The organism is Pilosibacter sp. NGB245, from assembly GCF_057397225.1.
On sequence record NZ_CM171584.1, the window covers coordinates 1,347,422 to 1,371,815 of the forward strand.

Annotated in this window: 30 protein-coding genes and 2 pseudogenes; 3 read left to right on the top strand and 29 right to left on the bottom strand. The window is 48.5% G+C overall.

Translation table 11 applies throughout. The annotated features are described in order from the left end of the window. Nucleotides 1-12: 12 nt before the first annotated feature. From mobQ (ACXMYH_RS06110) to ACXMYH_RS06135, 6 genes are all read right to left on the bottom strand, one after another. Entirely contained in the window at nt 13-1,593 is a 1,581-nt protein-coding gene (gene mobQ / locus ACXMYH_RS06110; RefSeq protein WP_486555714.1) for a MobQ family relaxase, read from the bottom strand. Between the two features lie 184 nt (nt 1,594-1,777). Further along, nucleotides 1,778-1,987 (bottom strand): hypothetical protein, encoded by a 210-nt coding sequence (locus tag ACXMYH_RS06115; protein ID WP_015573978.1) that lies wholly within the window; start codon nt 1,985-1,987, stop codon nt 1,778-1,780. A 33-nt stretch (nt 1,988-2,020) separates the two neighbouring features. Then, a complete protein-coding gene (locus tag ACXMYH_RS06120) occupies nt 2,021-2,191 on the bottom strand; it encodes a hypothetical protein (protein ID WP_162599048.1) in 171 nt (56 codons plus the stop codon). Nucleotides 2,192-2,490: 299 nt separating this feature from the next. After that, the gene (locus ACXMYH_RS06125; protein ID WP_002594808.1) at nt 2,491-2,787 is read right to left on the bottom strand and encodes a DUF3847 domain-containing protein; all 297 of its coding nucleotides are present in this window, start codon (nt 2,785-2,787) and stop codon (nt 2,491-2,493) included. After that, complete coding sequence (locus tag ACXMYH_RS06130) at nt 2,780-3,121, bottom strand: DeoR family transcriptional regulator (RefSeq protein ID WP_005945246.1); 342 nt, start codon at nt 3,119-3,121, stop codon at nt 2,780-2,782. Before ACXMYH_RS06130 ends, ACXMYH_RS06125 begins: the two co-directional genes overlap by 8 nt. Continuing rightward, nucleotides 3,118-3,306, bottom strand: a complete 189-nt coding sequence (locus ACXMYH_RS06135; RefSeq protein WP_015573981.1) for a hypothetical protein — start codon at nt 3,304-3,306, stop codon at nt 3,118-3,120. The genes ACXMYH_RS06130 and ACXMYH_RS06135 overlap by 4 nt, the downstream gene beginning before the upstream one ends. Nucleotides 3,307-3,800: 494 nt before the next feature. On the opposite strand from ACXMYH_RS06135, the gene ACXMYH_RS06140 reads away from it, so the two are divergent. Continuing rightward, nucleotides 3,801-4,607 (top strand): helix-turn-helix domain-containing protein, encoded by an 807-nt coding sequence (locus ACXMYH_RS06140; protein WP_118700848.1) that lies wholly within the window; start codon nt 3,801-3,803, stop codon nt 4,605-4,607. A gap of 99 nt (nt 4,608-4,706) precedes the next feature. Here the strand turns inward: ACXMYH_RS06140 and ACXMYH_RS06145 are convergent, their stop codons facing one another. Further along, nucleotides 4,707-5,471: a hypothetical protein gene (locus ACXMYH_RS06145; protein ID WP_118603719.1), complete on the bottom strand. Its 765-nt coding sequence runs from the start codon at nt 5,469-5,471 to the stop codon at nt 4,707-4,709. A gap of 54 nt (nt 5,472-5,525) precedes the next feature. Beyond that, entirely contained in the window at nt 5,526-5,975 is a 450-nt protein-coding gene (locus tag ACXMYH_RS06150) for a hypothetical protein (protein ID WP_118604542.1), read from the bottom strand. A gap of 262 nt (nt 5,976-6,237) precedes the next feature. Here ACXMYH_RS06150 and ACXMYH_RS06155 point away from each other — a divergent pair, with 262 nt between their 5' ends. Together ACXMYH_RS06155 and ACXMYH_RS06160 are read left to right on the top strand one after the other, a co-directional pair. Then, complete coding sequence (locus ACXMYH_RS06155; RefSeq protein ID WP_118655571.1) at nt 6,238-6,591, top strand: helix-turn-helix domain-containing protein; 354 nt, start codon at nt 6,238-6,240, stop codon at nt 6,589-6,591. Then, on the top strand, nt 6,585-7,430 hold the full coding sequence (locus ACXMYH_RS06160; RefSeq protein WP_118655573.1) for an IS3 family transposase: 846 nt from the start codon (nt 6,585-6,587) through the stop codon (nt 7,428-7,430). Before ACXMYH_RS06155 ends, ACXMYH_RS06160 begins: the two co-directional genes overlap by 7 nt. 43 nt (nt 7,431-7,473) lie before the next feature. Here ACXMYH_RS06160 and ACXMYH_RS06165 read toward each other — a convergent pair whose 3' ends face one another. From ACXMYH_RS06165 to ACXMYH_RS06265, 21 genes and pseudogenes are all read right to left on the bottom strand, one after another. After that, entirely contained in the window at nt 7,474-7,728 is a 255-nt protein-coding gene (locus tag ACXMYH_RS06165) for a hypothetical protein (protein WP_486555236.1), read from the bottom strand. A gap of 50 nt (nt 7,729-7,778) precedes the next feature. Continuing rightward, nucleotides 7,779-8,369: a hypothetical protein gene (locus ACXMYH_RS06170; protein WP_227296399.1), complete on the bottom strand. Its 591-nt coding sequence runs from the start codon at nt 8,367-8,369 to the stop codon at nt 7,779-7,781. Nucleotides 8,370-8,419: 50 nt separating this feature from the next. Next, a complete protein-coding gene (locus ACXMYH_RS06175; protein WP_486555715.1) occupies nt 8,420-8,797 on the bottom strand; it encodes a TnpV protein in 378 nt (125 codons plus the stop codon). Next, nucleotides 8,757-9,119: a helix-turn-helix domain-containing protein gene (locus tag ACXMYH_RS06180; protein ID WP_022742028.1), complete on the bottom strand. Its 363-nt coding sequence runs from the start codon at nt 9,117-9,119 to the stop codon at nt 8,757-8,759. The genes ACXMYH_RS06175 and ACXMYH_RS06180 overlap by 41 nt, the downstream gene beginning before the upstream one ends. Nucleotides 9,120-9,307: 188 nt before the next feature. Further along, entirely contained in the window at nt 9,308-10,933 is a 1,626-nt protein-coding gene (locus tag ACXMYH_RS06185) for a recombinase family protein (protein WP_002594230.1), read from the bottom strand. Nucleotides 10,934-11,060: 127 nt separating this feature from the next. Beyond that, entirely contained in the window at nt 11,061-11,255 is a 195-nt protein-coding gene (locus tag ACXMYH_RS06190) for a transposon-encoded TnpW family protein (RefSeq protein ID WP_002594231.1), read from the bottom strand. After that, on the bottom strand, nt 11,252-12,106 hold the full coding sequence (locus tag ACXMYH_RS06195) for an ATP-binding protein (protein ID WP_002594232.1): 855 nt from the start codon (nt 12,104-12,106) through the stop codon (nt 11,252-11,254). The genes ACXMYH_RS06190 and ACXMYH_RS06195 overlap by 4 nt, the downstream gene beginning before the upstream one ends. Continuing rightward, the gene (locus ACXMYH_RS06200) at nt 12,103-12,843 is read right to left on the bottom strand and encodes a replication initiator protein A (RefSeq protein WP_002594233.1); all 741 of its coding nucleotides are present in this window, start codon (nt 12,841-12,843) and stop codon (nt 12,103-12,105) included. Before ACXMYH_RS06200 ends, ACXMYH_RS06195 begins: the two co-directional genes overlap by 4 nt. Nucleotides 12,844-12,973: 130 nt before the next feature. Continuing rightward, nucleotides 12,974-13,360, bottom strand: a complete 387-nt coding sequence (locus tag ACXMYH_RS06205) for a cysteine-rich VLP domain-containing protein (RefSeq protein ID WP_002594234.1) — start codon at nt 13,358-13,360, stop codon at nt 12,974-12,976. Next, nucleotides 13,350-14,975 (bottom strand): relaxase/mobilization nuclease domain-containing protein, encoded by a 1,626-nt coding sequence (locus ACXMYH_RS06210; protein WP_002594235.1) that lies wholly within the window; start codon nt 14,973-14,975, stop codon nt 13,350-13,352. Before ACXMYH_RS06210 ends, ACXMYH_RS06205 begins: the two co-directional genes overlap by 11 nt. Further along, the gene (locus ACXMYH_RS06215; protein WP_002594236.1) at nt 14,947-15,342 is read right to left on the bottom strand and encodes a plasmid mobilization protein; all 396 of its coding nucleotides are present in this window, start codon (nt 15,340-15,342) and stop codon (nt 14,947-14,949) included. The genes ACXMYH_RS06210 and ACXMYH_RS06215 overlap by 29 nt, the downstream gene beginning before the upstream one ends. Nucleotides 15,343-15,969: 627 nt before the next feature. Then, entirely contained in the window at nt 15,970-16,458 is a 489-nt protein-coding gene (locus ACXMYH_RS06220; RefSeq protein WP_002569239.1) for a hypothetical protein, read from the bottom strand. A 595-nt stretch (nt 16,459-17,053) separates the two neighbouring features. Further along, a pseudogene (locus ACXMYH_RS06225) lies at nt 17,054-17,182 on the bottom strand (Maff2 family mobile element protein); the annotation flags it as partial. Between the two features lie 89 nt (nt 17,183-17,271). Beyond that, nucleotides 17,272-18,150 (bottom strand): annotated as a pseudogene (locus tag ACXMYH_RS06230) (VirD4-like conjugal transfer protein, CD1115 family); the annotation flags it as partial. A gap of 41 nt (nt 18,151-18,191) precedes the next feature. Continuing rightward, nucleotides 18,192-18,350: a transposon-encoded TnpW family protein gene (locus tag ACXMYH_RS06235; RefSeq protein WP_006428300.1), complete on the bottom strand. Its 159-nt coding sequence runs from the start codon at nt 18,348-18,350 to the stop codon at nt 18,192-18,194. A 142-nt stretch (nt 18,351-18,492) separates the two neighbouring features. After that, nucleotides 18,493-20,364, bottom strand: coding sequence for an AAA family ATPase (locus ACXMYH_RS06240; protein ID WP_117861105.1), 1,872 nt, complete (start codon nt 20,362-20,364; stop codon nt 18,493-18,495). An 11-nt stretch (nt 20,365-20,375) separates the two neighbouring features. Then, the gene (locus ACXMYH_RS06245) at nt 20,376-20,678 is read right to left on the bottom strand and encodes a hypothetical protein (protein WP_024729653.1); all 303 of its coding nucleotides are present in this window, start codon (nt 20,676-20,678) and stop codon (nt 20,376-20,378) included. After that, nucleotides 20,675-22,171: a MobQ family relaxase gene (mobQ, locus tag ACXMYH_RS06250; RefSeq protein ID WP_215684634.1), complete on the bottom strand. Its 1,497-nt coding sequence runs from the start codon at nt 22,169-22,171 to the stop codon at nt 20,675-20,677. Before mobQ (ACXMYH_RS06250) ends, ACXMYH_RS06245 begins: the two co-directional genes overlap by 4 nt. After that, nucleotides 22,137-22,496 carry a DUF3847 domain-containing protein gene (locus tag ACXMYH_RS06255; RefSeq protein ID WP_055191773.1) on the bottom strand — a complete coding sequence of 120 codons (360 nt, stop codon included), beginning with the start codon at nt 22,494-22,496 and terminating at the stop codon, nt 22,137-22,139. Before ACXMYH_RS06255 ends, mobQ (ACXMYH_RS06250) begins: the two co-directional genes overlap by 35 nt. Before the next feature lie 127 nt (nt 22,497-22,623). Next, the gene (locus tag ACXMYH_RS06260; protein ID WP_015516227.1) at nt 22,624-23,148 is read right to left on the bottom strand and encodes a hypothetical protein; all 525 of its coding nucleotides are present in this window, start codon (nt 23,146-23,148) and stop codon (nt 22,624-22,626) included. 300 nt (nt 23,149-23,448) lie between these two features. Next, nucleotides 23,449-24,279, bottom strand: a complete 831-nt coding sequence (locus tag ACXMYH_RS06265; RefSeq protein WP_025483373.1) for a TraX family protein — start codon at nt 24,277-24,279, stop codon at nt 23,449-23,451. Nucleotides 24,280-24,394: the final 115 nt, after the last annotated feature.

Sequence of the window (24,394 nt, forward strand, 5' to 3'; positions counted from 1 at the left end):
GGCAAGTGCCTGTTAAAGTTCCATATCCTGTTGTCTGTGTTTCGCCTGTGCCGGGGCGGTTCTTTGTGCTTTTTTCTCGTCTGCCTTATCCTGCAAGACTTCTTTGATAGGCTGTTTCTTGGGCGGCTCTTTGCTTTCTTCTGTGCCGGGGGTGGCTTTCCGTACCCAGTAGCGAATGTCCCGCAGCTTCTTCAAATCCTCCTGTACCTCGGTCAGCGGTATTTTCAGGGCTGCAATTTCTTCCAGAAGCGTTTCCTGCTCCTCTTGCAGCTCCTTTTGGGTACTGTCCTTATCGTCCGGGTGCTTGGCAAGGTAGGCGGCGGCTTTCGCATACCGGGCAACCTCCGGGTGTTCCTGTTTGAATTTCTCCTTTGTTTTCTTAAAAAATATCTTCTGGTACTTCTCATAGACAGGCTTACATTCCTTGCAGTCTGTCCGGCTGGCAAGAATCCCGTCAATCACTTTGCTGCGGGCTTCCTTTGGCTTCATCTGATTGCGGTAATCTGCGGCTGATTTCCCGGAAGATTCCAGAAATGCTTCTAAGTCCTCCACAGTGGAAAGCCCCTTTTGCCGGAGATAGGACAGGGCTTCGCTGACTGCCTTTAAGTCCTGTGAAGTCCCCCGGTTCTGTCCAGCCCTTGTCCAGTCCTTCCGTTCTTCCTTTCGTATCTCCATATACTTCATCAGCAGATTGGGAAGAAGCGTTGCTTCCTCCGCCGCTTTTTGCGCAAGCAGCTCTTTCCGTTTTTCACCCAGCTCGGTAATCCAGCCTTTGAGGTTTTGGATAAGCTGCCGGATGGACTTCATCAGACTGTTGGCGGCTCTGATTTCCCGGTTCAGGTTGCCGATATTCGTCTGGATACCACGCTTTTCCATCTGCTGGACAGCAGCCCCCTCATGGACAGTGGGGACTATATCAAGCCCCTGTCTGGCATAGGAACGCAAGTCCACACGCTCCGGGCGGTCATTGGCTTCCAGATAGCGGTTCTGGATGACCTCCCATTCATGCCGCCAGATTTCACAATACTTCTGGTCGTTCCAATCAACCGTATCCTCCTTGTGGCTTTTCCACCTGCCGGACGGAAGTTTTATCCGTTCTCCGCTTTCATCAAGGTCATAAACCTTGCGGCTCTTGGGAAGCCATTTCCCATGTTCGTCCATTGCCCTCATAGTGAGCAGGACATGGGCGTGGGGATTGTGTCCCGGCGGATGGGGGTCATGGATGGCAAAATCAGCAATCATGCCTTTGGAAACAAACTGCTGCTGGCAAAACTCCCGGACAAGGACAGCGTACTGGTCAGGCGGTATCTCTCTGGGGATGGTAAGCACCCACCGCCTTGCAAGCTGGGAGTTCCATTGTTTTTCCACAGCTTCGGCGGCGTTCCATAGGGTATTGCGGTCTGCATACTCCGGCGGGGCATTTGCCGGGAGCAGGATTTCATTGTGGACGATACCACGCTTTTCCGGGTAGTGCTTCACTTGCTGGTCGTATTCACAGAACAGCTTTTCGCCACTCTGGTAAGCAGCGGCGGCAACCGCAGACTGTCGCTGGCTGCGCTGCACAATCGTGATTTCGTTGTGTGGACAGGGCATTTCGTGTCCCTCCTTTCGGTAATTGGTGGATGGGGTGGCGTTTTACCACCTCATTTTGGGCAGAAAAAAAGCAGGAGACCTTTTTCAGATTTCCTGCTTGGTGTGCCGCTGTATGGGCGGCGGGTATTTAGTTGTGAAAGTTCGGGGCAAATTGACCCGATGTGCGGATGGTAAACTGGGATTGTTAATTTGGAACAGGTCCTATAATGCCAACTGCTATTGCATCAATAAAAAGCACAAATGCTATTACACAAACAATTAAAATAGTTGTAATGACTTTAATAATAAGTTGTTGATTTTTACGTAAATCACTCTTACTGACAATTCTTAGGACAAAAATCAAAACAAAGATGATGATAAGAGAAATAATATTATAAAGAATTACTGTTTTCATCTGTGTATCCTCCTTTTCCTTATCAATTCCGACTTACAGAATACCTGTTATTGAAATAATTGCACAAGCACAGGCAAAAATGCCCATACATAAAGAGGCAATTACCCATTTCTTTTTCTTCTGTTTGTGATATTCCATTGCATTAAACAATTCTTTTAAACCAAAAGCCAATACTAAAAATTGAAGTATTCTAATCATGTCCATCAATCAACTCCTTCGCCAATTTTTGATTTATTGGTAATTTTATTATACTTCATTGCCTATCGAAAAGATAGCGTATTTTATGAAACTTGTCGGCTGGGAACAACTTGCAATGCAAGATGTCCCCAGATGGCAAGTCCACAAAAGGGTAGCTGGCGGCAGCCAGCGCAGGGGAAGCGTAGCGTCCCCTGTTTGATTTGGAGCAGACCATGACTGCGGAAAATCACAGCCCTCCGGCGAGGAGCCTTCGGAGAACGCAATGCGCCAACCTCTGGGTGGTGTATAATTGCGCCCTTAGTAAACTAAGGGGTTTCCGGCTTCTCCCGTTCCAGCAGTTTTTTCAATAGTTCCTGCGTGTCCTGCCTGTGAAAAATGAGTTTCAACAACAGCATGACATCATCATCTGTCAGGCGTTCCGGCTCTTGCAGAAAACTTTCCAGCATACCGCCACGAGTACAGAGCCGGTGCGTCCGTTCCTTTCGGGTAAGCTGCTTTAACTGGTGCTGCAATGCCTTTTCATCATTGATGGCTTTCCGCAGTTTCTTTTCGCTTTTCTCCAACTCCCGATTGAGTTTTTCCAGCTTTGAGGTATCAGGCAAGGGCAGCGTCCTCCTTTCCCGGTATCAGCACATAAATCCTGTTTGGTTCTCCAACGCCCTGACGCACCCGCATGATAAGTCCGGCGGTTTCCAGTTCATTCAGAGAACGCTTGACCGTCATGGGACTGCGGGACAGGACTGCGGCAATGGCTGTGACAGGGAAGCAGACAAACAGGATTCCGTTCTCGTCCTCCTGCCCATTGGAGAGCATAGCGTCCAACATCCGGCAGTACATGACCTTTGCGGTGCTGCTGACTGGAAATCCTGTCAACGCTCTGGGAAAGGGCATACAGGGCGGCAATGGTGTGTCTATCGTCATAAATTCAAAATTCATTCGGTGTCTTCCTCCTTTTTCCTTGCTCGTTTGGATAAATAACGGGGGCAGTCAACCACAACCGCCCGGAAGCTCTGCCTGCACCCATGCTGGCATTTCCGGCATAATTCGTTGTAAGTGACACGCCCCCGGTCATTGAGGTAAAAGGAAAGCTCATGCTTCCTCTTTTTGCTCATTCTCGGCATATTGCGCTTCCTCCCGTTTTAGTGTATGGTTTCGGGGCGATTTTCGGCAAAATTACAGTCATAGAACCGCCTAAAATCTCCCGAAGTATCAGCGATAGGGTAGACTATCCCCCTATCAGGTTGTCGTGTTTCGGTATCATTTCGGTATCATTTCGGTGTCAGTTCGCCAGTTCTCCCCGGTGTCGTTCCTCCCCTGAATCTCACAACGGCGTATCGCTCCCTTTGGTATGCTCGTTTCGGTCAGGGTTCCTCCATATCCCTGCCAAAAGTCATGGCACTACATCGCCGGGGAAGCATATCCCACACAGGCTGGTCATTCGATTGGAATAATCCATCGATGAACTACCTGTATCATAGAACATTTTTGTGCCCTGTGCCGTATATCCACAAAGTAGGAATCAGGGGTAAAAATCAGAAATTTCCACGATTGCGGAAAGTGTGATATAATCCAGATAAGCGGCAGCAATCAAACCACCGGAAAGGAGCGTGCGCCCATGAAAGGAGCAACAAGCATACAGGAACGCCTTTGGGAACTCCGCAAGGACAAAGGCTTAAATCTGGAAGAATTATCAAAGCTGACAGGCATTTCCAAATCAGCTCTTGGGAATTATGAAAAAGAGGATTATAAGGAAATCAATCATGGCAACCTTATCCTGCTGGCAGATTTTTATGGGGTGTCCCTCGATTATCTCTTTTGCCGGACAGAAAACCGGGCGGAGATCAACACGCCATTAAGGGAGCTGCATTTGAGTGATAAGATGGTAGTACTTCTGAAAAGCGGTCGGATTAACAACCGTCTGCTGTGCGAACTTGCCACCCATAAGGACTTTATCAAGTTTCTTGCGGATATTGAGATTTATGTGGATGGGATTGCCACCATGCAGATTCAGAACCTCAACGCCCTTGTCGATACCGTCCGGCATGAAATCATTGAACGGTATCGCCCCGGCGAAGATGACCCCCATTTGAAAGTGCTGCAAGCCGCCCATATCAGCGATGATGAATATTTCAGCCACATGGTGCTGGATGACCTCAACCTCATTATCCGGGATATTCGGGAAGCCCACAAAAAGGACAGTGAGAGTGCGCCCCAGACCACCGTTGCCGATGAACTGAAAGAAAATCTGGAAGCGGTCGAAAATTTCAAGGGCAGCCGGGATGAAAAGCTGGTTGTACTTTACTGCAAGCAGCTTGGTATCAACTATAAAAATCTGTCAGACGAAGAATTTCGCTGGCTGATTCGGATTCTCAAAAAGTCAAAGAAAATGGGAACGCCTATCAGCCAGAGGAAAAAACGGTAAAGAAAAACCGCTGTTGCATGGTTTGTTGGCTTCCATGTAGCAGCGGTTTTTGCTGGGATTATTCAGTTGAATTTTTAGAACGACAAACTTGAAGTTGTACTATTGCAGCCCCATAATAAAGAGTACCAATGCCATGATCGTCAGAACAGTCCAGCCGATATATCTTCCTGCAATTTCCCAATCAGACGGCTCTGCGTGGTCGACATTGCGGATCCGAAATGCCAAACTCCAACGGAACAGCTCATCTGCAAACAAAATAGAAATTGTATTGAGAACGCAGATAAACACAGCCCCAAACCATGCAAACCATTCGCCCTTATGTGTCAGCTCGGGAGCGTTCATCAGTTCCAGTATAGTAGCTGCAGATGGCTCCACGGAATCAATTACGTCCCCGTTTTCATCCCTCTCGATCCCATCACTGGTTACATAAGAAAATCCAAAGTTATCTAAGGTTCCGTCCTCATTGTATAGCCAATATGAATCCCCTGTCTCCAAAACACCCCCACGAAACAAAATATCTCCTCCTTGACGAAGCTCCATACCGGTCATATATTCTGCCATTTCTTCGTTCCTCGGAATAGCTGTAGGATCTTCTTTTGCTGTATAAGGGCCATAGGTTTTATCGCCATACTGAAATACAACGGTCTTATCCTTCGACACCGTAAAATGTGCCTGTTTTCCTTGGATTTTACCGGAATACACCGTACTGCCATCTTCTTGACTTGGGACAAGAATTGTGTTCTTATATTCAAATCCAACTTGTGAGATTGTCATGGGATAAATCAACGCAAATACCAGTGCCATAGCAATCATAAATATTAGGACACCCTTTTGATAGCGATTCAAACTTTTGATTTTTTCCATAGTCTCATCTCCCATTCAAATTCCGATTTCTCAGTTTCAAAAACTGGAATTGATTTACTTTGTTTGTAAATCTTCCAGAAAGAAAATTCCCTCTGTTAGGTTGATAAACATTTCCTCGTCCTTGATTACATGAATTCTATTGTTCCACCAGACAGTAGTGTTATTAGCGGAGATTGTTTTGCTTGTTCCATCCTTAAGAAAATAAGTAATTGTAATAGTAGGTTCTTCTTCGCTATTCACTTTCTCAAATAAATCATATTTCAGAAATCCTGTTAGCTTTAAGGCTAAGTCAATATCTTCACGGCTTGAAATTTCTTTAACATCATCCGTGATACTCGGATACGTGATATTTACAGACTGAATATCATTTATGCGGGGCAATCCCCAAAGATACATACCATTCGTAAATATGTTGATTCCAACAATCAAAACTGTCATAACTATCACTTCTATCAAAAATCGAATAAGACATTTGAAAATCTTGTTCATCAATTTATCCTCCAATCTTGATTTCTCCTGCTCCCAAAATTCCGATTGTTCTAATCTTTTTCACGCCCACCTTCTTGCCCTTCGGACAAGAAGTATCCCTCGCTCAAAGAGCTCGGTCAATTCCGATTTCTCAGTTTCAAAAACTGGAATTTATATTTACATATAAGTGAAAAACAAATTAAACAAAATGAGAGATAGAATAACAGCCGCCCAAATTGAACTGCACCCCATTTGTTAGACAGTATGGTATACTATCTAACAAGTGGGGTGTTTTGTTATGCCAAAAGGAGTACCAAACAAACGATATACGCCGGAATTCAAAAAACTGGTGATTGAAACTATGCAGGAAGAGAAATTAAGTTACAGCGAAACCTGTCGTAGATTTGAGGTAAACAGCAGAGATCGAATCAAATCATGGGAGCGAATCTATCTGGAGGAAGGGCCGGAAGGCTTTGCCGTCGAACGGCGTGGCCGCAGCAGTAAGGGTCGTCCGCCAAAGCAGCTGCCGAAGCAGGTAGAAGAAGATCTGCTGGCCGAAGTGCAGCGACTGCGTGCGGAGAACGATTACCTAAAAAATTTGCAAGCCTTGGTTTTGGAAGACGAGCGACACCAGCACAAAAAACGCTGGTAGTTCAGAAGCTAAGGCAAAAACACGCACTCAGTATTCTGCTCTCAATCGCTCAACTGCCCCGTGCAACTTTCTACTATCATTTGAAGCAGATGCAGAAAGAAGACAAATATGCATCTGTTAAGGAAGAAATCACAACGATTTACCATGAAAACAGGGGTCGATACGGCTATCGCCGGATCACGGCAGAACTTCGCAAGCGTACATTCTCTGTGAACCACAAGACTGTCCAGCGGCTTATGAAAGAGTTGGGCTTAGTTTGCCGTGTCAGGATGAAGAAGTATCGCTCTTATAAGGGAGAAGTGGGCAAAATCGCACCAAATCTGCTAAATCGGGATTTCCATGCCGAAAAGCCGAATCAGAAATGGGTCACGGATGTGACGGAGTTCAGCCTGTTTGGAGAGAAGCTCTACCTGTCCCCGATTCTCGATCTGCACAGCAGCGATCTGGTCAGTTACACCATATCGGATCATCCTGTACTCAGCATGGTAACCACCATGCTGGACGAGGCGTTTGCAAAGATCCCGGCCGGAACACGCCTGATTCTCCACTCTGATCAGGGTTGGCAATATCAACACAAGCAGTACCAGCGGATGCTTCGCGAGAAGGGGATCCGACAGAGCATGAGCCGCAAGGGAAACTGTCTGGACAATGCTGTGATAGAAAATTTCTTCGGACTGCTCAAAAGTGAACTGTTATATCTGCAAGAATTTCAATCCATGGAACACTTCAAACAGGAACTGATCGAATATCTGGATTACTACAACAACCGCAGGATCAAGGCAAAGCTAAAGGGCTTGCCGCCTGCAATTCACAGACAGCAAGCCCTTTCGGCTGCTTGAACAATTTTTACTTCAAAATATTGTCTAACTTTTGGGGGTCACTTCAAATCCAAAAACGAGCTTTCTTTTGCAAAGTTAAGTTCAAGATACTTGTTCCAACCAAAATAATAAAACTACCAATAATAGCAGGATAATGTGTTCCACTTGAACCATTTGACCAAGGAGATATACCCAAGGCAATGAAGATTTCATCTCCAATGCAAAACTTCGCACTATTCCATGTGACACCAAATATAAGACCCAAAACAATCAGCAGGACAGCAATGAGCCTATTGGTCAAGTTCTTTCTTTTGCTCATATGATCACCTCATAAAATTGCGATTTCTCAGTTTCAAAAACTGGAAGTTGTTAGTCGCTATCTTGTTTGCGGTTAAATTCAAAAACGACAGGTTCAAATTCAACTAAATGCTTATCTTGGGTGTTAGTTCCTTTAGGGTTCTCTATGCCGGTAACTTCATAGTATTCATCACTGTATTGTATTTTACTACCATCAAAATCTTTTTGAATGGATTTGACATATTCAAACGGATTTTCTATTGGTAACAAACTTAATGCCCGCTGTAGCTGTTGTACCGCTGTCCTCTGCTCATCGGTCAGTATTTTTTCTTCGTTTGCCATGTGTTCTTCAAATTTATTTTTATCCATCCAAACGATTTGCTCCAATGGGTTAGCAGTACCACAAGCCAAGATTAAACGGATAAAATCTTCAAAATTTGCCGCTAATGGATATACATTTTGGTCTACACAACTTTCTGGATTGCAGGCAAATACCATTTCTCCATATTCCGGCAAAAAGCAATACAGAATACATCCTTCAAATCCGATTGGATTTGCGTTGACGGGATAGCAAAAATACGGGTCTGCAATATCTCCATATTCTAAACATAAAGATCCCTTATCTATGGGAAGTGCCATATACTTTTCGTAAATTGTTTCCATTGATGTGCCTCCACAAAATTCCGATTTGTCATAATCATTCTATCATACCGTTATGAATAAATCATCTCATGCAAAACAATTTCTTCTGCCCGGTTGTGGATATTATTGCACCGCTGCACCCATTCCATTTGACGGGTACGCTTCAAGTCCTCGGTCACGCCCTCGGCAGTTTTCATCTGCTCCATGATGGTGTCTAACCGTTCCTGTGCCTGTTCGTTCAGGTCTGCAAGATATGTCCACAATTCTCCGGTCAGTATCAATGTGTTCAATCTGGCTGGGTGGACTTCTCTTAAATATTCCCGGTGCATCCGTCCATACTTTCCGATGGGGCGGTGTTCTTCCGGCAGCTTCAAGTCTGGGATGTAGTAATCTCCGACAAGGATATAATCAATTCCGTTTTCCGTTATTCTTGGTTTCAATTCGCTCATGTTCCTTACCTCCTGTGGAAGCAGGCTCGTCTGGTACTAACTCAATCACATCGGTAATCTCACAATTCAGCGTTTCGCAGATACGGGCTAATGTGTCCATGCTGATGTGCTTTCCCTCTTTGCTCATGTTGGCAATCATATTCGTTGTCATACCGGCGGCAAGCCTTAAATCTTCTTTTCTCATATCACGCTCTAACAGTGTGTGCCAGAGTGGTTTATAGCTGATGTGCATATTGTTTTCCTGCCTTTCTATCCATACCACCGGGGCGGCTGCCCCGGCAGGAACTTTTCTCTTATTATAGCACCAATCTTGTGAAATCACAATTTATTCTTGTAGCCTGCCGCTGATACCGTCTGGATTGGTTTTTCCTTTCTTTTTGTTCCCTTTAATTAGCCATGAACTGCTTAATGCCCTGTGATTTTGCTTATGTGTGATAAAGAAGTAATAGAAGTGTAAAAAATTTTGCCGTTCCTATCCGGCACATGAGGTATGTCGGATAGGTCGGGCGGTTAGGTGTCGGGCAGTTCTACCTTGCCGACAAAAGAATAATAGATTTCGATTTCCTGTCTGCGTAACTTGCCCCGGCGTTTCCCGTCAAGGGCAACGCTTTCATGGACAACGATTTTCTCCACAAACTCCCGCAGCAGAGTAGGGGTAAGTTCTTCAATGGTAGTGTGCCTGCGTACCACATTCATAAACTTTTCAGCGTTTGCGGTGGCTTCCTGCGCTTTGGAAAGTTCTTCCCGCAGTCTGGCGGCACGTTCTTTCAGTTCTTTCTGCTCGGCTTCATAGTCTGCCGACAGCTCTGTGAAACGCTCGTCCGATATGCGCCCGGTTACGCTGTCCTCATACAGCCGCTTGAAGATAGCAGATAACTCGGCTATGCGTTTCTCGGCGGCTTCCAGCTCCTTTTTCTTGGCGGCGTTCCTGCGTCTGTCCCCGTCCTCATTCTGCTCGATTAAAAGCTTCATAAACCGGGCTTCATGCTTTGCCGCATAGCTGGTAACTTTCCGCAGATTGGAGAGTACGCCAGCGGTCAAGAGGTCAGTGCGGATAAAGTGCGCTGTGCAGTCGGCGGTGCGTTTCTTGTAGCTTCCGCAGATATAACAGTCCTGCTTGCGCTTGTCCGTCTGGTATCGCTGCTGGTACATGACGCTGCCGCAGTCGGCACAAAAGAGTATGCCGGAGAACAAGCCCACTTCGTCATAACGGTTGGGGCGTTTGCGCTGCTTGCGTAACTCCTGCACCCGTTCCCACGTTTCCCGGTCAATGATAGGCTCATGGTGGTTCTCAAAAACCGCCTGCTTTTCCGGGGGATTTTCTATGCTGTGTTTCAGCTTGTAGGACGGCTTCTCGGTCTTAAAGTTTACCAGACAGCCCGTATATTCCCGGTTTTCCAGCAGATGAACCACGGTATTGGTCGCCCACTTGCACTCATAGCCGGGGTGGTAGCGGCGGGTGCTGCCCGTCCTGCGGTATTCCAGCGTCCCCGGCGTGGGGATTTGCTGCTCGGTCAGCATACGGGCTATCTTGGTCGGACCGTTCCCGGCAAGGCAAAGGCTGTAAATCTGCCGTACCACCGGGGCGGCTTCCTCGTCAATGATAAAGTTTTCGTCCTCGTCCATGAGGTAGCCATAGACGGGCTTGCTTGTGATGGGCTTTCCGCTCATGCCCTTAGAGCGTTTTACTGCCTTGATTTTCTTGCTCGTATCTCTCACCAGCCATTCGTTAAAAATGTTCCGCAGCGGGGCAAAATCATTTTCCCCCTGTGCGCTGTCCACTCCGTCATTGATAGCGATGAAGCGGACACCTTTCTGTGGGAAAATCATTTCTGTGTACATTCCCACCTGTAAGTAGTTTCGCCCTAACCTCGACATATCCTTGACGATAACTGTCCCGACTTTCCCTGCTTCAATGTCTGCAAGCATGGCTTGAAATCCGGGTCTTTGAAAGTTCGCACCGGAATAACCGTCGTCGGTGTACCAGCGCAGATTAGAAAATCCATTCTGTTTGGCATAGGTTTCCAAAATCCTCTTTTGGTTGGAAATGGAATTGCTCTCGCCTTGCAGCTCGTCCTCATGGGACAGTCTTGGGTAAAGGGCGGTAATGAGTTGCTGGGTGGTCTGTCTTAACATAAATTCCTCCGTTTCCGACAGCCAGCCCCACTATTCCGTACCTTGATTGTACCACATTGGGCGGCTGTCTGTATAGCGGCAAAAGCGTCAAATCTGCTTCTTTACGGTCGGTAAAAATGACGGTTTTTCAATCAGGCTTATCACAGGTCAAATATCCGGCGGCGGCTTCTGCTTCCAGCACTTTCATCATCTTGTCAGCGGCGGTGTCGGTCGCCCCCTCCTTGAAAAAGCCAGACACCACAAGGATTGTGTTGCCTATCCTCGTTTCGGTCACGCAGTCCGGGCGGCGGGCAGGGCGTTTGTTTCTCTGGGTGTCGGTCATAGGCAAATCTCCTTTCCGGCAAGCAGCCGTTTCAGCTGTTCCATTTTTCCCTGTGCGGCGGCTTTCCTCAAATTCTCCCCGGTAAAGCAGAGAGGGGAACACATTTCAAGCAGGCGGTCATAAATCCGGGCGTGGGCGGTGTCCTCCGGGTGCTGCAATTCCTCCAGCGTGAGGTTGGTCGTCACAATCAGCGGCTTCCTGCTCCGGTAGCGGCTGTCAATCACATTGTAGACCTGTTCCAGACCGTATTCTGTGCCACGCTCCATTCCAAAATCGTCAATGATGAGCAGGGGGAAGCTGCAAAGGCGGGAAATATATTCGTTCCTGCCCGCAAAGCTGGCGGCAAGGTCGTTTAATATTGCTGCAAAGTTTGTCATGCACACCGGGACTTCCTGCTCCATGAGGGCGTTTGCAATACACCCGGCAAAATAGCTTTTCCCAGTGCCTACCCTGCCCCACAAGAGCAGCCCGTAGTTCCCGTCCTTTATCTGTTCCCAGCGTGCCACATATCCGGCGGCGTTCTTCATCTGCGGGCAGCTGCCGTTATCGTTGGCAAATGTCCAGTCCTGCATGGTCTTGTCTGTAAAGCCCTGCCGTTTCAGCCGTTCCACCGTTTCAAGGTGGCTGCGCCGCTTCTCGGCGGCTTCCCGTTCCTTACGGGCTGCCCGCTGGCAGTCGCACTCTGACGGGTGGCGGTCACGCCCGAAAAAGGTCTTGCCCTCCGGGAAATAGGCTTCTTTGGGTTTCCGGCATTTGCCGCAGTATAAAAGCCCGTCCTCCCCGGTGTAATCCTCCGGCTCGGCTGTGGTGTCGGTCATAGGCAGTATGGTGTTGTGGATTGTATCGGTCATAGGCTTTCTCCCTCCTTGAATGAATAGTCCGGTATGCCTTTCTTTGGCTTCTCTTTGGCAGCGTCCTCCTGCGCCCACTTGTAAATGGTGGCTGCATGGCTCTGGTACTGCTTCCCGGTGGAAGCGATGTGGCAGGAAAGGCGGTCAAGGTAATACTCCCACTTGCCGGGGAAGTCCTGTTCCAGCTCCAAAAGTTCTGTGTCAGAAAGAAATACATTTTTATATCTGCCATAAGCGGCGGGGGGCTGCCCCTCACTCGCTCCTTTTGTTTGGCTCTCTATTAGGTTGTTTATATTAGTTTGGTTAGGGGACGGTTTTCCGACCGTCATAAGGTCAGTTTTCCGGCTGTCAGTTGGTCGGTTTCCCGCCCTTATGAGGGGCGGTTTTCCGTCCGTCAGTTGGTCGGAAAACTGTACCACTGGGATAGGCGGCACTTTCACATACAGACGGTTGGCGGCAGAAAAGCCCGTCCGTCTGCGTTCCAGCAGCCCGGCAGCGTCCAGTTCGTTCAGTGCGCCCTTTATGGTGGTGCAGCCTTTATCCAGCATTTCCGCTATCTCTGCTATGGGGTAGACAATGTATGTCCGTCCCTCGCTGTCCTGCCAGCCGTTCTTCTGCGAAAGGGTGGAACGGTCTAACAGCAGCGCATATAACTCTCTTGCGGTGTGGGATAGGTCTGTTTCCAGCAGGAAACGGGGGTAAGGCAGGTAAGCGGGCAGCTCCGTTCCTGCGGTCATATAATCAGCGATAGGGTTCACCTCCTTGTGGTGTCTGTCTGTGGGTTCTGTTACGCTTTTAGGGGGCGTTTTTAAGGGAAAAGGATAAATGTATCACGCACCCTTTGACACCCTCCAAAAAAGCCTTGATTTATGCGGGTTTGAAATGCCCTAAAGCGTGACATTTCTCCCTTTGTTTCCGCTTCCGTTTGGCGGCGTTTATCCGCTTCATGCGTCCGGCGCAGTCCGGGCAGTATTTCCCCCGGTTGGATTTTGGGAAGAAGAACGCCCCGCAGACAGCGCAGCGTTTCCGGCTTCCCCGGCGCAAGAGGGCGGCTTCCAGTGCTTCATCAAGGGGCAGGACAGCGGCGGTAAACCAGCGGCAGAGCAGCGAATAGCTGATACTCTGTACACACACGCAAGGCTCGCCGTCCTCCAACAGCAGGCAGTTCCCGCTGTCATAGTTGCAGCACTCATGCACAAGGCGGCGGGCTGCCCGGTACTGGCGGTAGTCCATGCGGGGGATATTACCGTTCATGGCTCTGCTCCTTTCTGCGCTGCGGCTCGCTCCGGCGTAAAATCTGGTCGATATTGCCCTTGACAGTCTGCAAGCGGCGGTACTCCTCCCGTTTTGCCCGGTAATCGTTGTAGCCGCTGTTTTTCTCTTTGATAAGGCTTTCAATCTCTGCTTGCAGGGATTTATAGCTCGGCAGCTTGGAAATGCCGTTCTCCCTGAAATAGCGGGCGGCTGCGTCTGCTATGATAAAGTCACTTTCATGCTTCTGACGGTAGGCTGCTTTTGCTTTGGCGTTTTTCTGCTGTTTCAGCCCGTCCCGGACAGGGCGGGTCTTGGAATAGGCAAGCACCTGCCGTTGCAGCTCCTTTTTCCCGTTCAGCGTCTTTTCCACCTGCTTCAACCACGCAAGGCTTTCCTGCATGGCGGCATAGGCGGCAGAACAGGCTTCGTCCAGTTCCTCCGGGGAGGAAAAGCCGTACTGCTGATAGGCGGTAACGGTAGCTGCCATTTGCTTTAGGTTGTGCTTTGCCGCCCAGCGGTCATAGCCCACGCCCTTGCCCTCGGCTCGCTTGGCTTCCCGGTCAACCATGCGCTGCAAGGTGTTGTCTGCCGGGGTGGTTTTTGCAGCTTTTTCCCCTTGTAACGGCTTTTTAACTGCGGCAGGGTATTCGGGTATGGCTTTGGTCTGTTCGGCAGCTCTGTGGGCGTTCTGCGTGAGCAGGGCAAGGACAGCAGCCTTGTCAAAATCGTCCCCCAGCTTTCGGGCTGTGATAGGCTTTGTCCTGTCCGGCGTGAGGTAGGAAAGCCGCCCCCGGCTCTCCTTGACGGTCACACCCTCCCGCAGCAAAAGGGAAGAAAACTCGTCAAAGCTGCCAGCTTGGGAAAGTGCCTGCCGTATCGTCCGGCGCAGCTTCGCCTTGTCCGTTTCAAACTTGGTGGGCTTGGTCGGCTGTCCGGCGGCTTCTCTGGCGGCGTTCTCTTTGTCAAGGGCAAGCTGCCCTTTCTTTGCCGCCCAGTATTCCCGTTCGGTTATCCGTTCCTTGCTGCCGTTCAAGAGGTCGATTTGGTAAAGCCCCTCCCGGTGGCACATTTCCATGACTTCGCTCTTGAAATATTCCATAGCGGCGTTGGTGCAGCGGTGCTTGCAGCCCTCCAGCGTGTCGGCTGGTCTGTCCATGTAGGGCAGAAGCGGGACTTCGTAAATCCGCAGGGAGTTGATGACGATATGCACATGGATATTCCCGCTGTGGTTATGCCCGTCCGGGTGGGTGCAGATTAGGGCTTGGTGTCCGGGGAAATGCTCCTTGCAGAACTGCTCGCCCAGCTCCTGCGCCCGGTCTACGGTCAAGCCGTTGTCTGTCCCGTCCCGTGGGTCAAAGCTGATGATATAGTGGTGGCTTTTCACATCTTCCCGTTTTTGGTTTTTCTCATAGCGGAGATTGGCTCGCATACAGGCAACAGCGAAATCCTCGCCCCCGCAGTTGAGGGAAGAAATGCGGTAATCCTCCCTCGGTATCAGCCGCCCGTTTTCATCAAGGGTGGCTTTCATGGTAAACTCGTCATGCTCAAATGTGAGATAGGCTTCCGCTGCGCCATAGTCGGCGTTTTTAGAGCTGATATGTTTGAATGTTGCCAACAGCGTCACCCACTTTCTGCAAGACTTCAAACTTTAGGGCAGCAAGGTCGGAAACCGCCGCCCGTACCTCCCCGGCAAGCTGCGGATAGGGACTGTGCCACTCGTTCAGCGTCCGGGCTATCTGGTTTAAGTTGCCGCCGATCCTCCCGTATTCGGCGGTCAGCTTCCCGACAGCGGCAAGCAGCTCGTCATTGATGGGGGAAACGGTTATGATGGGGCGTATGGCTGCCCCGGTTATGGCTTGCCGGATAAACTCGGCTTGGCTCATGTGGTAAGCAGAAAGCCGCTGGGCAAACTCGGCGTATTCTTCCTCGGTCATGCGTGTTTTGACTACCCGGCTGCGGTGCGGCGTGTTGTATCGTTTCATAGGTGGTTGACCTCCTTTCTGTGCGTGGTGTCCTCTCACTAATAGGAGAAAAACAGGGTGTGAAGCGGAACTGTTTTTGAAAAATCCGAAAAATATTTTGAGGGGTTTTTCAGCGGCGCAAGCCGCATAAGCAGGGTTTGGGGAAGGCACTCCCCAACAAGATTCCCGCAGGGGCAAAATGAGCGATAAGCGAATTTTGGCACCTCGGTAGAATCTTGCTCTAAGAAACTGCCGGCCTGCCGTTCACTTGCTACTGCCACTTTTTCAGAAAATCTATAACCAGCTTTTTTTATAAAAGGCTGCGGGCTGGCGTTTTTCCCTTACTCCCTACAAACCACAAAAGAGCAGAATGGACGGACTTTCCGGCAAGAACTTTTCCGGCGGCTCGGTCTTTCCCGACAATAAGGCGTTTCGGAAGCTGCGTTTTGCCCGCTGTCTGAAAAAAATGGCAGCCTTTTTTGGTTTCACTGTCTAATACGGAACTTTTGGAAATTTGCCAAAAATGGACGCAAAAAAAGCAGCAAATCTTTTTCGGATTTACTGCTTCATGTGCCGCTGCGGTGCGGCGGGATGGATATTCAGTTGAAATAAAAGAGGATGGTGGTACTTTAGTCTATCGACTCTTTACTAACTATTAGGTAATCTTGAAAGATTTTCCTTGAATTTATCTAAAGAATGTTCATTGTTTCCCGCAAAAATAAGTGGAATTGTATATTCATATGATATGCCATTTTCATAGTCCGATAATTGTATTTTTATAGTATCATCCCTCTCATCTTTAGGTGCTATATATATGAATGAATTTTTATTTATATCAGATATTTTCCCTTTTTCAGAAGAAACAGTATAACCCCAGTCTGTTAAATTTGTCTTTATTGTAACTTCTGTTTCTGTTTCTTTTCTAGTCTGCAATGCTGTTTTATCGATTTGGATATCAAAAGGAGTCGAACCTAACAATTCACTGTTTATATTTACAAGTTCTTCTCCATTTGTTTTAGAAATATTAGATTCATCTTCATAATTTTGTTGAGATTCATCTTTTGGTGTTTCTCTGTTACATCCTAATAAAAAGCATAAAATAATTAGTACTAATACAGAAAGTTGTTTTTTTTGCATTTATTTCTCCTTTCATATTATCAAAGAAAGCACTGAGAGTACTTTCAAGAAATTATGAAATATTCTCAATGCTTTCTATTTTTTGATTATAAACTTGCCGGTAATGATACTATGTTAATTTATCTCTTTCGCGTAACCTTTGTTGCAATATACACATGCACCATTCACCCATTTGTGAGACATTTCAATCGTCTCAACTTCATAAATGCTTACTTCTCCACAAATTAAACATTGTTTGTAATTATATACATGACGTGTCGCACATTTATCCCAGTCATCATATATACCAGGCATTTCATCTTCATATCCATAGTACTGGGGAGAACCCTAACTATGAGTATGAGCGGCAAATACAGTCATTGGAGCAGCTACAATTCCAGCTACTACTGAAAGTGCTAAAATAGATTTTCTTAAATTCATAAGTTCCTCCCTTTCCTTAAAAATACATAGCTCTTTGTTACATTGTCATTTTAACATAATAATTGGTAAAATGCAATAATTTATTTTCTATTTACGAGAAAATACTGTGCATATTATCTTATTTAGGAATAGTTAAGGCGGCTACCTAAATCTTTTTATTACTTTACCGCACATGAGCATTTGCCGCAGGGTTGTCCGACCCGTAACCTTCCAGAAGGTTGATGACACCCCACACCGCCAGACCGGCGCCAAGAGCCATGACCAGAATTTTAAGAATGTCGATTGCCTGATTGAAAAATTCCATATACGTTCCTCCATTTTGTTTGTTTGATGGTTTTGGGTACAAAAAAAGCCGCCCACATCGGCGGCGCTTCGGGTCATCATGGCCCGAAGTTACACGAACTCGTCGCTGTCCAGATCATCGAAGTTCAACAGGTCAGCTTCTTCGTCCGTGTCGGAGCCGTCCACTTCGTACACCGTGTATTCGTCCTCCGGCTTTAGTCTCAATGGCCGGTGGCGGAACAGGCTTTCCAAGCGGAAGGCGTTTTTCTTTTTATCAAATTCGGCTGTGTACTTGTAATTCGGGTGCTTTTTCAAGTCATACTTCGGGGACAGGAAGGGCGGGAGCCCCCGAAGCTGCAAGATACATTTATCCCCGGGCATGGTGGTGATCTCGCTGGTAGTCATCAGCTCCCGGCCAAGCCGCTGCATATTCTGGCTGTAACTTTCAGACTGCCCCCGGCTCCGGCCTTCGGTCTGCATGGAGATGGTGGCCTTGCCCAGCCAGTTTTCCGAAATATCCTTTAGGGTGGAAGCCTCCCGACCTCCGAGGAACACGATACTGTCCATGTTGCCCATGATGGTTTCAGAATGGTCCTTGTACAATGCCTTGCACTGGCTCATAGCCTGATAAAAGAGTGTCAGGCTGATCTCACGGGAACGGATGACAGCCACAATTTTCTCCAGCCCCGGCACCTGCCCGGTGTTGGCAGCCTCGTCCCACAGCACCCGCACATGGTAGGGCAGACGCCCGCCATAGGTATTGTCAGCCCGTTCACACAGAAGGTTGAACATCTGCGAAAAAGCGAGGGCAACCAAAAAGTTGTAGGTGGTGTCCGTGTCGCTGATAAGGAAGAACAGCGCTGATTTTTCATCCCCCAGCTTATCAAGCTCCAGTTCGTCATAGGACATGATCTCCCGAAGCTGGGGAATGTCAAAGGGGGCAAGTCTGGCTCCGCAGCTAATCAGTATGCTTTTAGCTGTCTTGCCAGAGACGAAAAGTCAAGGACTTTTTCATCAAATTCAAAAAGAAGTCACATTTTGCGGACTTCCTCACGGAGCAGACGCTTGATTTTGTCCTCCATCGTCTCTTTTGCGGTCTGGCTGAAATGGACACGGACGATATAGGTTGTCTTGCCGATCTGCTTTCTGACAGTCGGGCAAGTGGCGGTGTTGGTTGCGGTATTGTTCATTCAAAATCCTCCTGTAAATGAAAAATGCCCGGTGACTGTTCATCATCGAGCGGTGTCGGTATGAGGGAACAAGGCAAGGCGGCAACATTAAGGTATCTATAAAAACCTTGCCGTCTTTGCCATGCTTGCCGTGTTCCTGTTGTCAGTCTCGGAGATAGCAGACCCATGCTGTGCCGTCTTTCTCGGTCACAAGTCTGTCCCCGATACGGCTCTTTGCCGTCCTCATGGTGCGTGAGGAAATCCCACGCTCATTGACTGCCTTTTCCAGTTCTGCGCTCGGCATACGCTTTCCGTCCGCAAGCAGTTCCAGAATGAGCATTTGCGCCTGTGCGGTCTTGCTCTCGGTCTTGGCGGTGTCCGTCCCGGCAAGAAGCTCGTCAGCGGTAATGTCATAAGCTCCTATCCACGCAAACCCTTTCTCGTCTCCCAGAGAAAAGGCAATGGACTGTCCGGGCGGCGCAAGGGAGCTTTTCTCATGGATCAGCACCCTCGTTGTGGGGCTGTCCTTCAGCTTGCCGATAAAGAGCAGACTGCGGACTGCCGCCGTAATGTCGATAGACCCTAATCCCCGGTAGGTGCTTTGCGTTCCTGCGGCTTTGTTGAGGTGTCCGATCAGCACGATAGCGCACCCGGTAGCCTGTGCAATGTCTCCCAGACTGCGGAATATCGGGCGCACCTCGTTTGCTCTGTTCATGTCCACATCTGCACCCAGAAAAGCCTGTACCGGGTCAATGATAACCAGCCTTGCGCTGTTTTCCCGGATTGCCCTTGCTATGCGTTCATCGGCAAGGGTCAGCGGTGTGTCTCTATCGTCAATGACAAGCACTCGTTCAAGGTCTGCGTCTGCTTCTATCAGTCGGGGCTTGACGGTATCACCCAGACCGTCCTCGGCGGTCTGATAGATGATATTGAAAGGCTCAAGTGTCTCCATACCGGGCAAAGGCTTTCGATTGGTGCAAGCCGCCGCAAGGCGCATGGCAAAGTAGGTCTTGCCCTCGCCGGGATTGCCCTGGATAATTGTCAGCTTTCCAAAGGGGATATACGGAAACCATAGCCAATCCACGCTCGTCAGCTCCACATCTGCCATGCGGAGCATGGGGACAGGCTGGGCGGTGGGCAGCTCTCGCAGCGTGATTGTCTCGGCTATGAATTTGCGGCTGGGAATGTCCCCTTGCTGACGGAGAACATCGTTCCAGTCTTTCCTTACCGGGACAAGGCGAATGACGGCGATCTCGCCGGGAATGTCCTGTGCCAGCCGGGTGCAGGCTTCACTTCCTGCGGTGTCGCTGTCAAGGCAGAGGAACACTTTTCGGATGTCCTTGCGTTCAGAAAGAAAACGGTCAAGGGCTTTGCCTGAAACGCCGCCCAGGGCAAGGTAGCTCCTTGTCTGCCAGTCCTGCGGATAAAGGCAGATAAAGGACAAAAGGTCAATCGGTGCTTCAAAGACAAAGAGCTGGTTGCCGTTTCCCTCATAGTGGAACGGATAGGATTTGTCAGACCCGGCAATGTCCTGTCTGAATGGGTCTGCCGTTCCTCGCACATGGGCGTATCTCGGCGTACCGCTTCGGTCTCTGCCGACAAACACAACATTGTGCCGCTTTGCGTCCTCGTAAATATCCCCGGAAAGAAGAAAAGCCTCAACAAGCGTTTTGTTGAGACCTCGGCTTTCTGTGAGATATTGGATTGCTCTGTCGGCTGTCCTGTTGTGCAAGGGCAAGTGAAACGCTGTGGGCGGTGCTGTGCTGGCTTCGCTCTGTCCCTCGGCGCTTTCGCCGGTTAAGAGCTGGACTGCTTCGGGAAAGGACTTGCCGTAAAACTCCATGACAAAATCAATAGGATAACCGCCCTTGCTCTGGCTGTGGCGAAACCATTTGTTTCCCCGGACGGTCAGGCTGTCATGTTCTTTCCAGCGGTATTCCCGTCCGCTTTTGATAAGTGTCTCTCCCTGTGTGCGGAGAAAATCTTCCAGACTGACGGCGTTTGCCCGGTCGATCTGTGCTTGGGTGTACTGCATGGGCGTCCTCCTTACTTCTTGAAAACAGCGCATCGTCTGCAAATGCCATGCTCACGCTCGTCCAGCGTGTAGGGGCAGTTCGCACATTCCTCGCCGTACTGTCTCATGATAACAGGCAGATAGCCCAGCTCCTGCAACATATCAATCTGGCGGTCGGTGAGGGTGGCTTCAAAGGCAAGGCATTTCCGGGTGTGTTCGTCCAGCTCGATCAGGTCGGAAAGCGGTCTGCCATCGGTCAAAGCTTCTCCGCTCAAAAGGCGTTTTGCCGTTCTGCGGATGGGGTTGTACTCGTTCTTCCAGTCGTATTTTTTCATCGTGTCATATCCTCCTTTTTCTGTCGTGTTTGGGGTCGATTTTGGAGCTTTTGTTCCTCTGTACGCTCGTTAAATCGGGCGGCAGTATCTACACATGACTTGACCTTCCAAAGGCGGTGTAAATCGTCTCTGACGGTCTTAAACTCGCCATAGGTGGTGTTGTGCGCCTGTTCCAGCTCGTCATACTCGTCGGACAGCTTTTTCATATCCACCTTGCCGTCTGGGAACTCCCCGGTCAGCTTTCGTCTGGCGGCGTAGAACTGTATCAGTTCCGCTTCATGCTCTGCCTTGTACTTGGCTCTGGGCTTCTCAAGCTTGATTTTCTGCAAGCCGTCATAGACAGGCTTCAAGTTCTGGAAAGCGGCGGAGCTGTCATAGAGCCGCTTAATCGCTTTCATTCGTGCCGTCTGCTCATCCAGCGTTTTCTTCAAGCTCTCTGTGGCAGCACTGTGTTCGCTGACACGGCTTTCCAAATCTTCAAGGGAGTAAATGCCATTCCTCCGAAGATAATTGAAAGTCTCGTTCATCTCCTTTAGATTGCTGATTTTACCTTTCTGGGAATACGCCCCGGCTCTGCGCTGGGTGTAATAGGCGTTCAGCAGAGAAACAAGGTCGGGTGCCTGCGGCTTGGCAAGCTCCACCTTTGCTTCGGCAATCCAATCAAACAGGTGAGCGATTTTCTTCTTAATGTCCCGGATAACGGCATTGGTGGCTTTGATCCAGCGGTTGAACTCGCCTTTCTCGGTGCGTATGCCCTTCTTCTCCATTGCCCGGACGGTTGCGCCCTCATGGACGGTGGGAAGAAGCTCCACGCCCTGACGCTCATAGCTTCGGTGGTCGATACTAACGTCAAGCCCCTTTTCAGCAAACTTGGCGTTGCATAGCTCCGCCCATGTCTGCCGCCAGTATTCCAGCGTTTCGGGACTGCCCCAGTCGGTAGTGGGAACGGCGTTAAACACAAAGTTTCCATCTGCGTCCCGGATACGGTTGCCGTCCTCGTCCAGCTCGTAAACTCGGTGCTGCTTACAGCCCCATTTGCCGTTCTGCTCGATGGGACGGATGGGGCAAAGCACATGAAAATGGGGATTGGGTATGCCGCCGTCCTCTCTGTCTGGCTGGTGTACAGCGAAGTCAACCACCATGCCACGGCTCACAAACTGCTCCAATAAAAATTGCCTTGCAAGAGCGATGTTTTCCTCAAGGGAAAATTCATTCTGCAAAGCAATGTCAAAGCTGTATGCAAGCTGTGCCGTCTTTCCACGCTCGGCTTTTTCCACGGCGTTCCATAGGGTCTGACGGTCTGCGTATTCTTTCGGTGCATGGGACGGCAGGAGAATGTCGGAGCATATCACGCCGCCCTTGCGGGTGTAGTCGCTGTATTCGCCATAATACTCGCTATACAATCGCTCCCCGGCACGGTAGGCGGCAGAAGCAATAGCGGACTGTCCTGCGCTTCGCTTAGTCTGCGTGACGCTCAGATGAAATAGTGCCATCGGCTTTCTGCTCCTTTCCTCTGCTCGCTTGGTTGATGTGGGTAATCGCCATGTGACGGACGGCTCGCTGGACTTCGGGCAGAGAAAAGATGTACTCCATCAGCTCCGTCATTTCGGTGCGTGTGAGATCTTTGAACTCCGGGGCAAGGCTCTCAATCGTGCCGCCCAGATTGCAAAGACGGTGGGTGCGCTTTTGTCTCTCGCCTTTCTCCAGATACTTCTTTCTGTTCTCCAGACGCTCCAGCTTGTGCTGTTCCTGTGCAAGCTGTGTCTCGACCTGTTCCTTTTCGGCTCGGAGCTGTTCAAGGTTTTTCGGTTTTGCCATTTTTCGTGACCTCCTTTTTTGAAAATGGGGATAAAAAAAGACCGTCAACTTTTCGCAGATTGCGACCAGTCAACGGTCAGTTTTTCGGTATTCAGTTGTTGTGTTCAGTTCGGTAAATTGAAGTTGGTCAAAGTTGTTGGCGAAGATATTCCACAACATTTCCATTCGTATCATAGAAACAGATGTTTCCTACATTGAGGGGCAGGACAATGGCGAAAGGCTTGCCACTATCAATATCAATCACCTGAATGCCGTTGCCATCATCTACTTCAAGTCGAACAATATTTTGGGTATTCATTGAGATAAATGCCCTTTCGTTATTTCCCTCAACAACAAACTCTGCAATGTAATCATCAACCTCAACTATATCTCCACCACCACGGAAGAAATATCCAAAAGACAAGCCAGGGCGATTTACATAGACAGAAAAAGTGTGGTCTGTCTTGTCCTGTGGGTAAGAAATAAATGCAGCCATTGTGTCGGAAATGCTTCCATCAACAATCCAATCATCCAAAATTTTTTGAGATTGGCGAATGTCTGCTTCTAAACTGTTTGCGGTTTTACCAATGTCATTGTTTGCATAAAGGAAACCGAAAACCAACACACAAGCCAAAATAACACCCAAGAGGATTATGGGTAATTTCTTTTTCATAGAATCACACTCCTTTATCAAATTAAGATTCTTGATTTTCAAACTTGCTGGCGGCGAACGGTTTGTCAAAACCGTTTGCGGACGGCAAGTCCACAGGGGATAGCCGCTTTAGCGGCGCAAGGGGGTGTAGCCACCTTGACGGAACGAAGTGACGCAACATTCTCGGTCATGCAGTTTTCTTCTGCTGACGGAGAATGAAGCTCCGCAGGGCGCACTACTCTCGACAGAGAGTATAGAAGTGCGCCCTTTAGTTCCTAAAGGGGTTTGCTCCGGCTTAATTTCTCGACAAACTGCAATTAGTCATTTCAGTAAGTATTTTCCGAGTCCTATCTGAATCAAATATAGGACAAGGATATGTGCTGGATAAAAAACATAGAAGAAGTATTTTAGCTTCAGTTTACCACGCTTTCCGTTGTATAGCAGAATAAGCAAGCAGGCAAGAAGCGTACATAAAGGCGGTTGATTCCCCGTTGTCCCCATGTAAGCCAAAAGGAACAGCAACACTTGATAGATTCGGTGATTACGGCAAATATAAAATGCTGATATGAATAAGATCCCCTGCATACCGTAGTCACAATGGATTCCTTCCGCAATGCCGGAAAAAAGCACTACACTGAGAACTTGCAGGACTGCTGATTTTATTCTATCCACCGGTAGGTCTGATTTACACGAAAATCTTTCAAGGCATACCAATGTCAATAAGCCTAAAAACAAGGTGAAAAATACATTTTGATACTTCAAGTAAAACGGAAATGTATCTTCCATTCGTGAATACGCACTAAAGAAACCTATGTCAAATGGAACTTCCGAAATAAGGGCAAATGCAAGCATCAACCCAATATAGCGTTTTTTACTTCTTGTGTGTTGGAATCCTTCTGCCAGCAAAAAACAGAATAGCGGAAAAGCAATCGTCCCAATGCTTTGCAAATCAAACCGTATGAAATAATCTATCTCTCGGAATCTCTCCCACGACATTTGCCCGTTATCTGCCATAGCCCCCCAGTAGTTTGATAGCAGCCATTGCAGCACAATTTTACATAGATGGTCAATAAGCATTGTCAGTACAGCAATAACCTTTAGCGAATTTCCTGAGAGAAATTGAATGCGATTTATTTTCCTATCAAGGCTCATAAAGCAACCTCCTACCAACTTCCAATTCTACGATTTTTCGCATTCAAATTATACCATAAAACTCGTGAACAATTCTATCGCAACTTTGGAATATATGAGAAAAGTCCGAACAGTT

Bases quoted from the DNA above. Each gene is read 5' to 3' on its own strand.
- mobQ (WP_486555714.1), bottom strand. From the start codon at position 1,593: ATGCCCTGTCCACACAACGAAATCACGATTGTGCAGCGCAGCCAGCGA.
- ACXMYH_RS06115 (WP_015573978.1), bottom strand. From the start codon at position 1,987: ATGAAAACAGTAATTCTTTATAATATTATTTCTCTTATCATCATCTTT.
- ACXMYH_RS06120 (WP_162599048.1), bottom strand. From the start codon at position 2,191: ATGGACATGATTAGAATACTTCAATTTTTAGTATTGGCTTTTGGTTTA.
- ACXMYH_RS06130 (WP_005945246.1), bottom strand. From the start codon at position 3,121: ATGAATTTTGAATTTATGACGATAGACACACCATTGCCGCCCTGTATG.
- ACXMYH_RS06135 (WP_015573981.1), bottom strand. From the start codon at position 3,306: ATGCCGAGAATGAGCAAAAAGAGGAAGCATGAGCTTTCCTTTTACCTC.
- ACXMYH_RS06140 (WP_118700848.1), top strand. From the start codon at position 3,801: ATGAAAGGAGCAACAAGCATACAGGAACGCCTTTGGGAACTCCGCAAG.
- ACXMYH_RS06145 (WP_118603719.1), bottom strand. From the start codon at position 5,471: ATGGAAAAAATCAAAAGTTTGAATCGCTATCAAAAGGGTGTCCTAATA.
- ACXMYH_RS06155 (WP_118655571.1), top strand. From the start codon at position 6,238: ATGCCAAAAGGAGTACCAAACAAACGATATACGCCGGAATTCAAAAAA.
- ACXMYH_RS06165 (WP_486555236.1), bottom strand. From the start codon at position 7,728: ATGAGCAAAAGAAAGAACTTGACCAATAGGCTCATTGCTGTCCTGCTG.
- ACXMYH_RS06170 (WP_227296399.1), bottom strand. From the start codon at position 8,369: ATGGAAACAATTTACGAAAAGTATATGGCACTTCCCATAGATAAGGGA.
- ACXMYH_RS06175 (WP_486555715.1), bottom strand. From the start codon at position 8,797: ATGAGCGAATTGAAACCAAGAATAACGGAAAACGGAATTGATTATATC.
- ACXMYH_RS06185 (WP_002594230.1), bottom strand. From the start codon at position 10,933: ATGTTAAGACAGACCACCCAGCAACTCATTACCGCCCTTTACCCAAGA.
- ACXMYH_RS06190 (WP_002594231.1), bottom strand. From the start codon at position 11,255: ATGACCGACACCCAGAGAAACAAACGCCCTGCCCGCCGCCCGGACTGC.
- ACXMYH_RS06195 (WP_002594232.1), bottom strand. From the start codon at position 12,106: ATGACCGATACAATCCACAACACCATACTGCCTATGACCGACACCACA.
- ACXMYH_RS06200 (WP_002594233.1), bottom strand. From the start codon at position 12,843: ATGACCGCAGGAACGGAGCTGCCCGCTTACCTGCCTTACCCCCGTTTC.
- ACXMYH_RS06205 (WP_002594234.1), bottom strand. From the start codon at position 13,360: ATGAACGGTAATATCCCCCGCATGGACTACCGCCAGTACCGGGCAGCC.
- ACXMYH_RS06215 (WP_002594236.1), bottom strand. From the start codon at position 15,342: ATGAAACGATACAACACGCCGCACCGCAGCCGGGTAGTCAAAACACGC.
- ACXMYH_RS06220 (WP_002569239.1), bottom strand. From the start codon at position 16,458: ATGCAAAAAAAACAACTTTCTGTATTAGTACTAATTATTTTATGCTTT.
- ACXMYH_RS06235 (WP_006428300.1), bottom strand. From the start codon at position 18,350: ATGAACAATACCGCAACCAACACCGCCACTTGCCCGACTGTCAGAAAG.
- ACXMYH_RS06240 (WP_117861105.1), bottom strand. From the start codon at position 20,364: ATGCAGTACACCCAAGCACAGATCGACCGGGCAAACGCCGTCAGTCTG.
- ACXMYH_RS06245 (WP_024729653.1), bottom strand. From the start codon at position 20,678: ATGAAAAAATACGACTGGAAGAACGAGTACAACCCCATCCGCAGAACG.
- mobQ (WP_215684634.1), bottom strand. From the start codon at position 22,171: ATGGCACTATTTCATCTGAGCGTCACGCAGACTAAGCGAAGCGCAGGA.
- ACXMYH_RS06255 (WP_055191773.1), bottom strand. From the start codon at position 22,496: ATGGCAAAACCGAAAAACCTTGAACAGCTCCGAGCCGAAAAGGAACAG.
- ACXMYH_RS06260 (WP_015516227.1), bottom strand. From the start codon at position 23,148: ATGAAAAAGAAATTACCCATAATCCTCTTGGGTGTTATTTTGGCTTGT.
- ACXMYH_RS06265 (WP_025483373.1), bottom strand. From the start codon at position 24,279: ATGAGCCTTGATAGGAAAATAAATCGCATTCAATTTCTCTCAGGAAAT.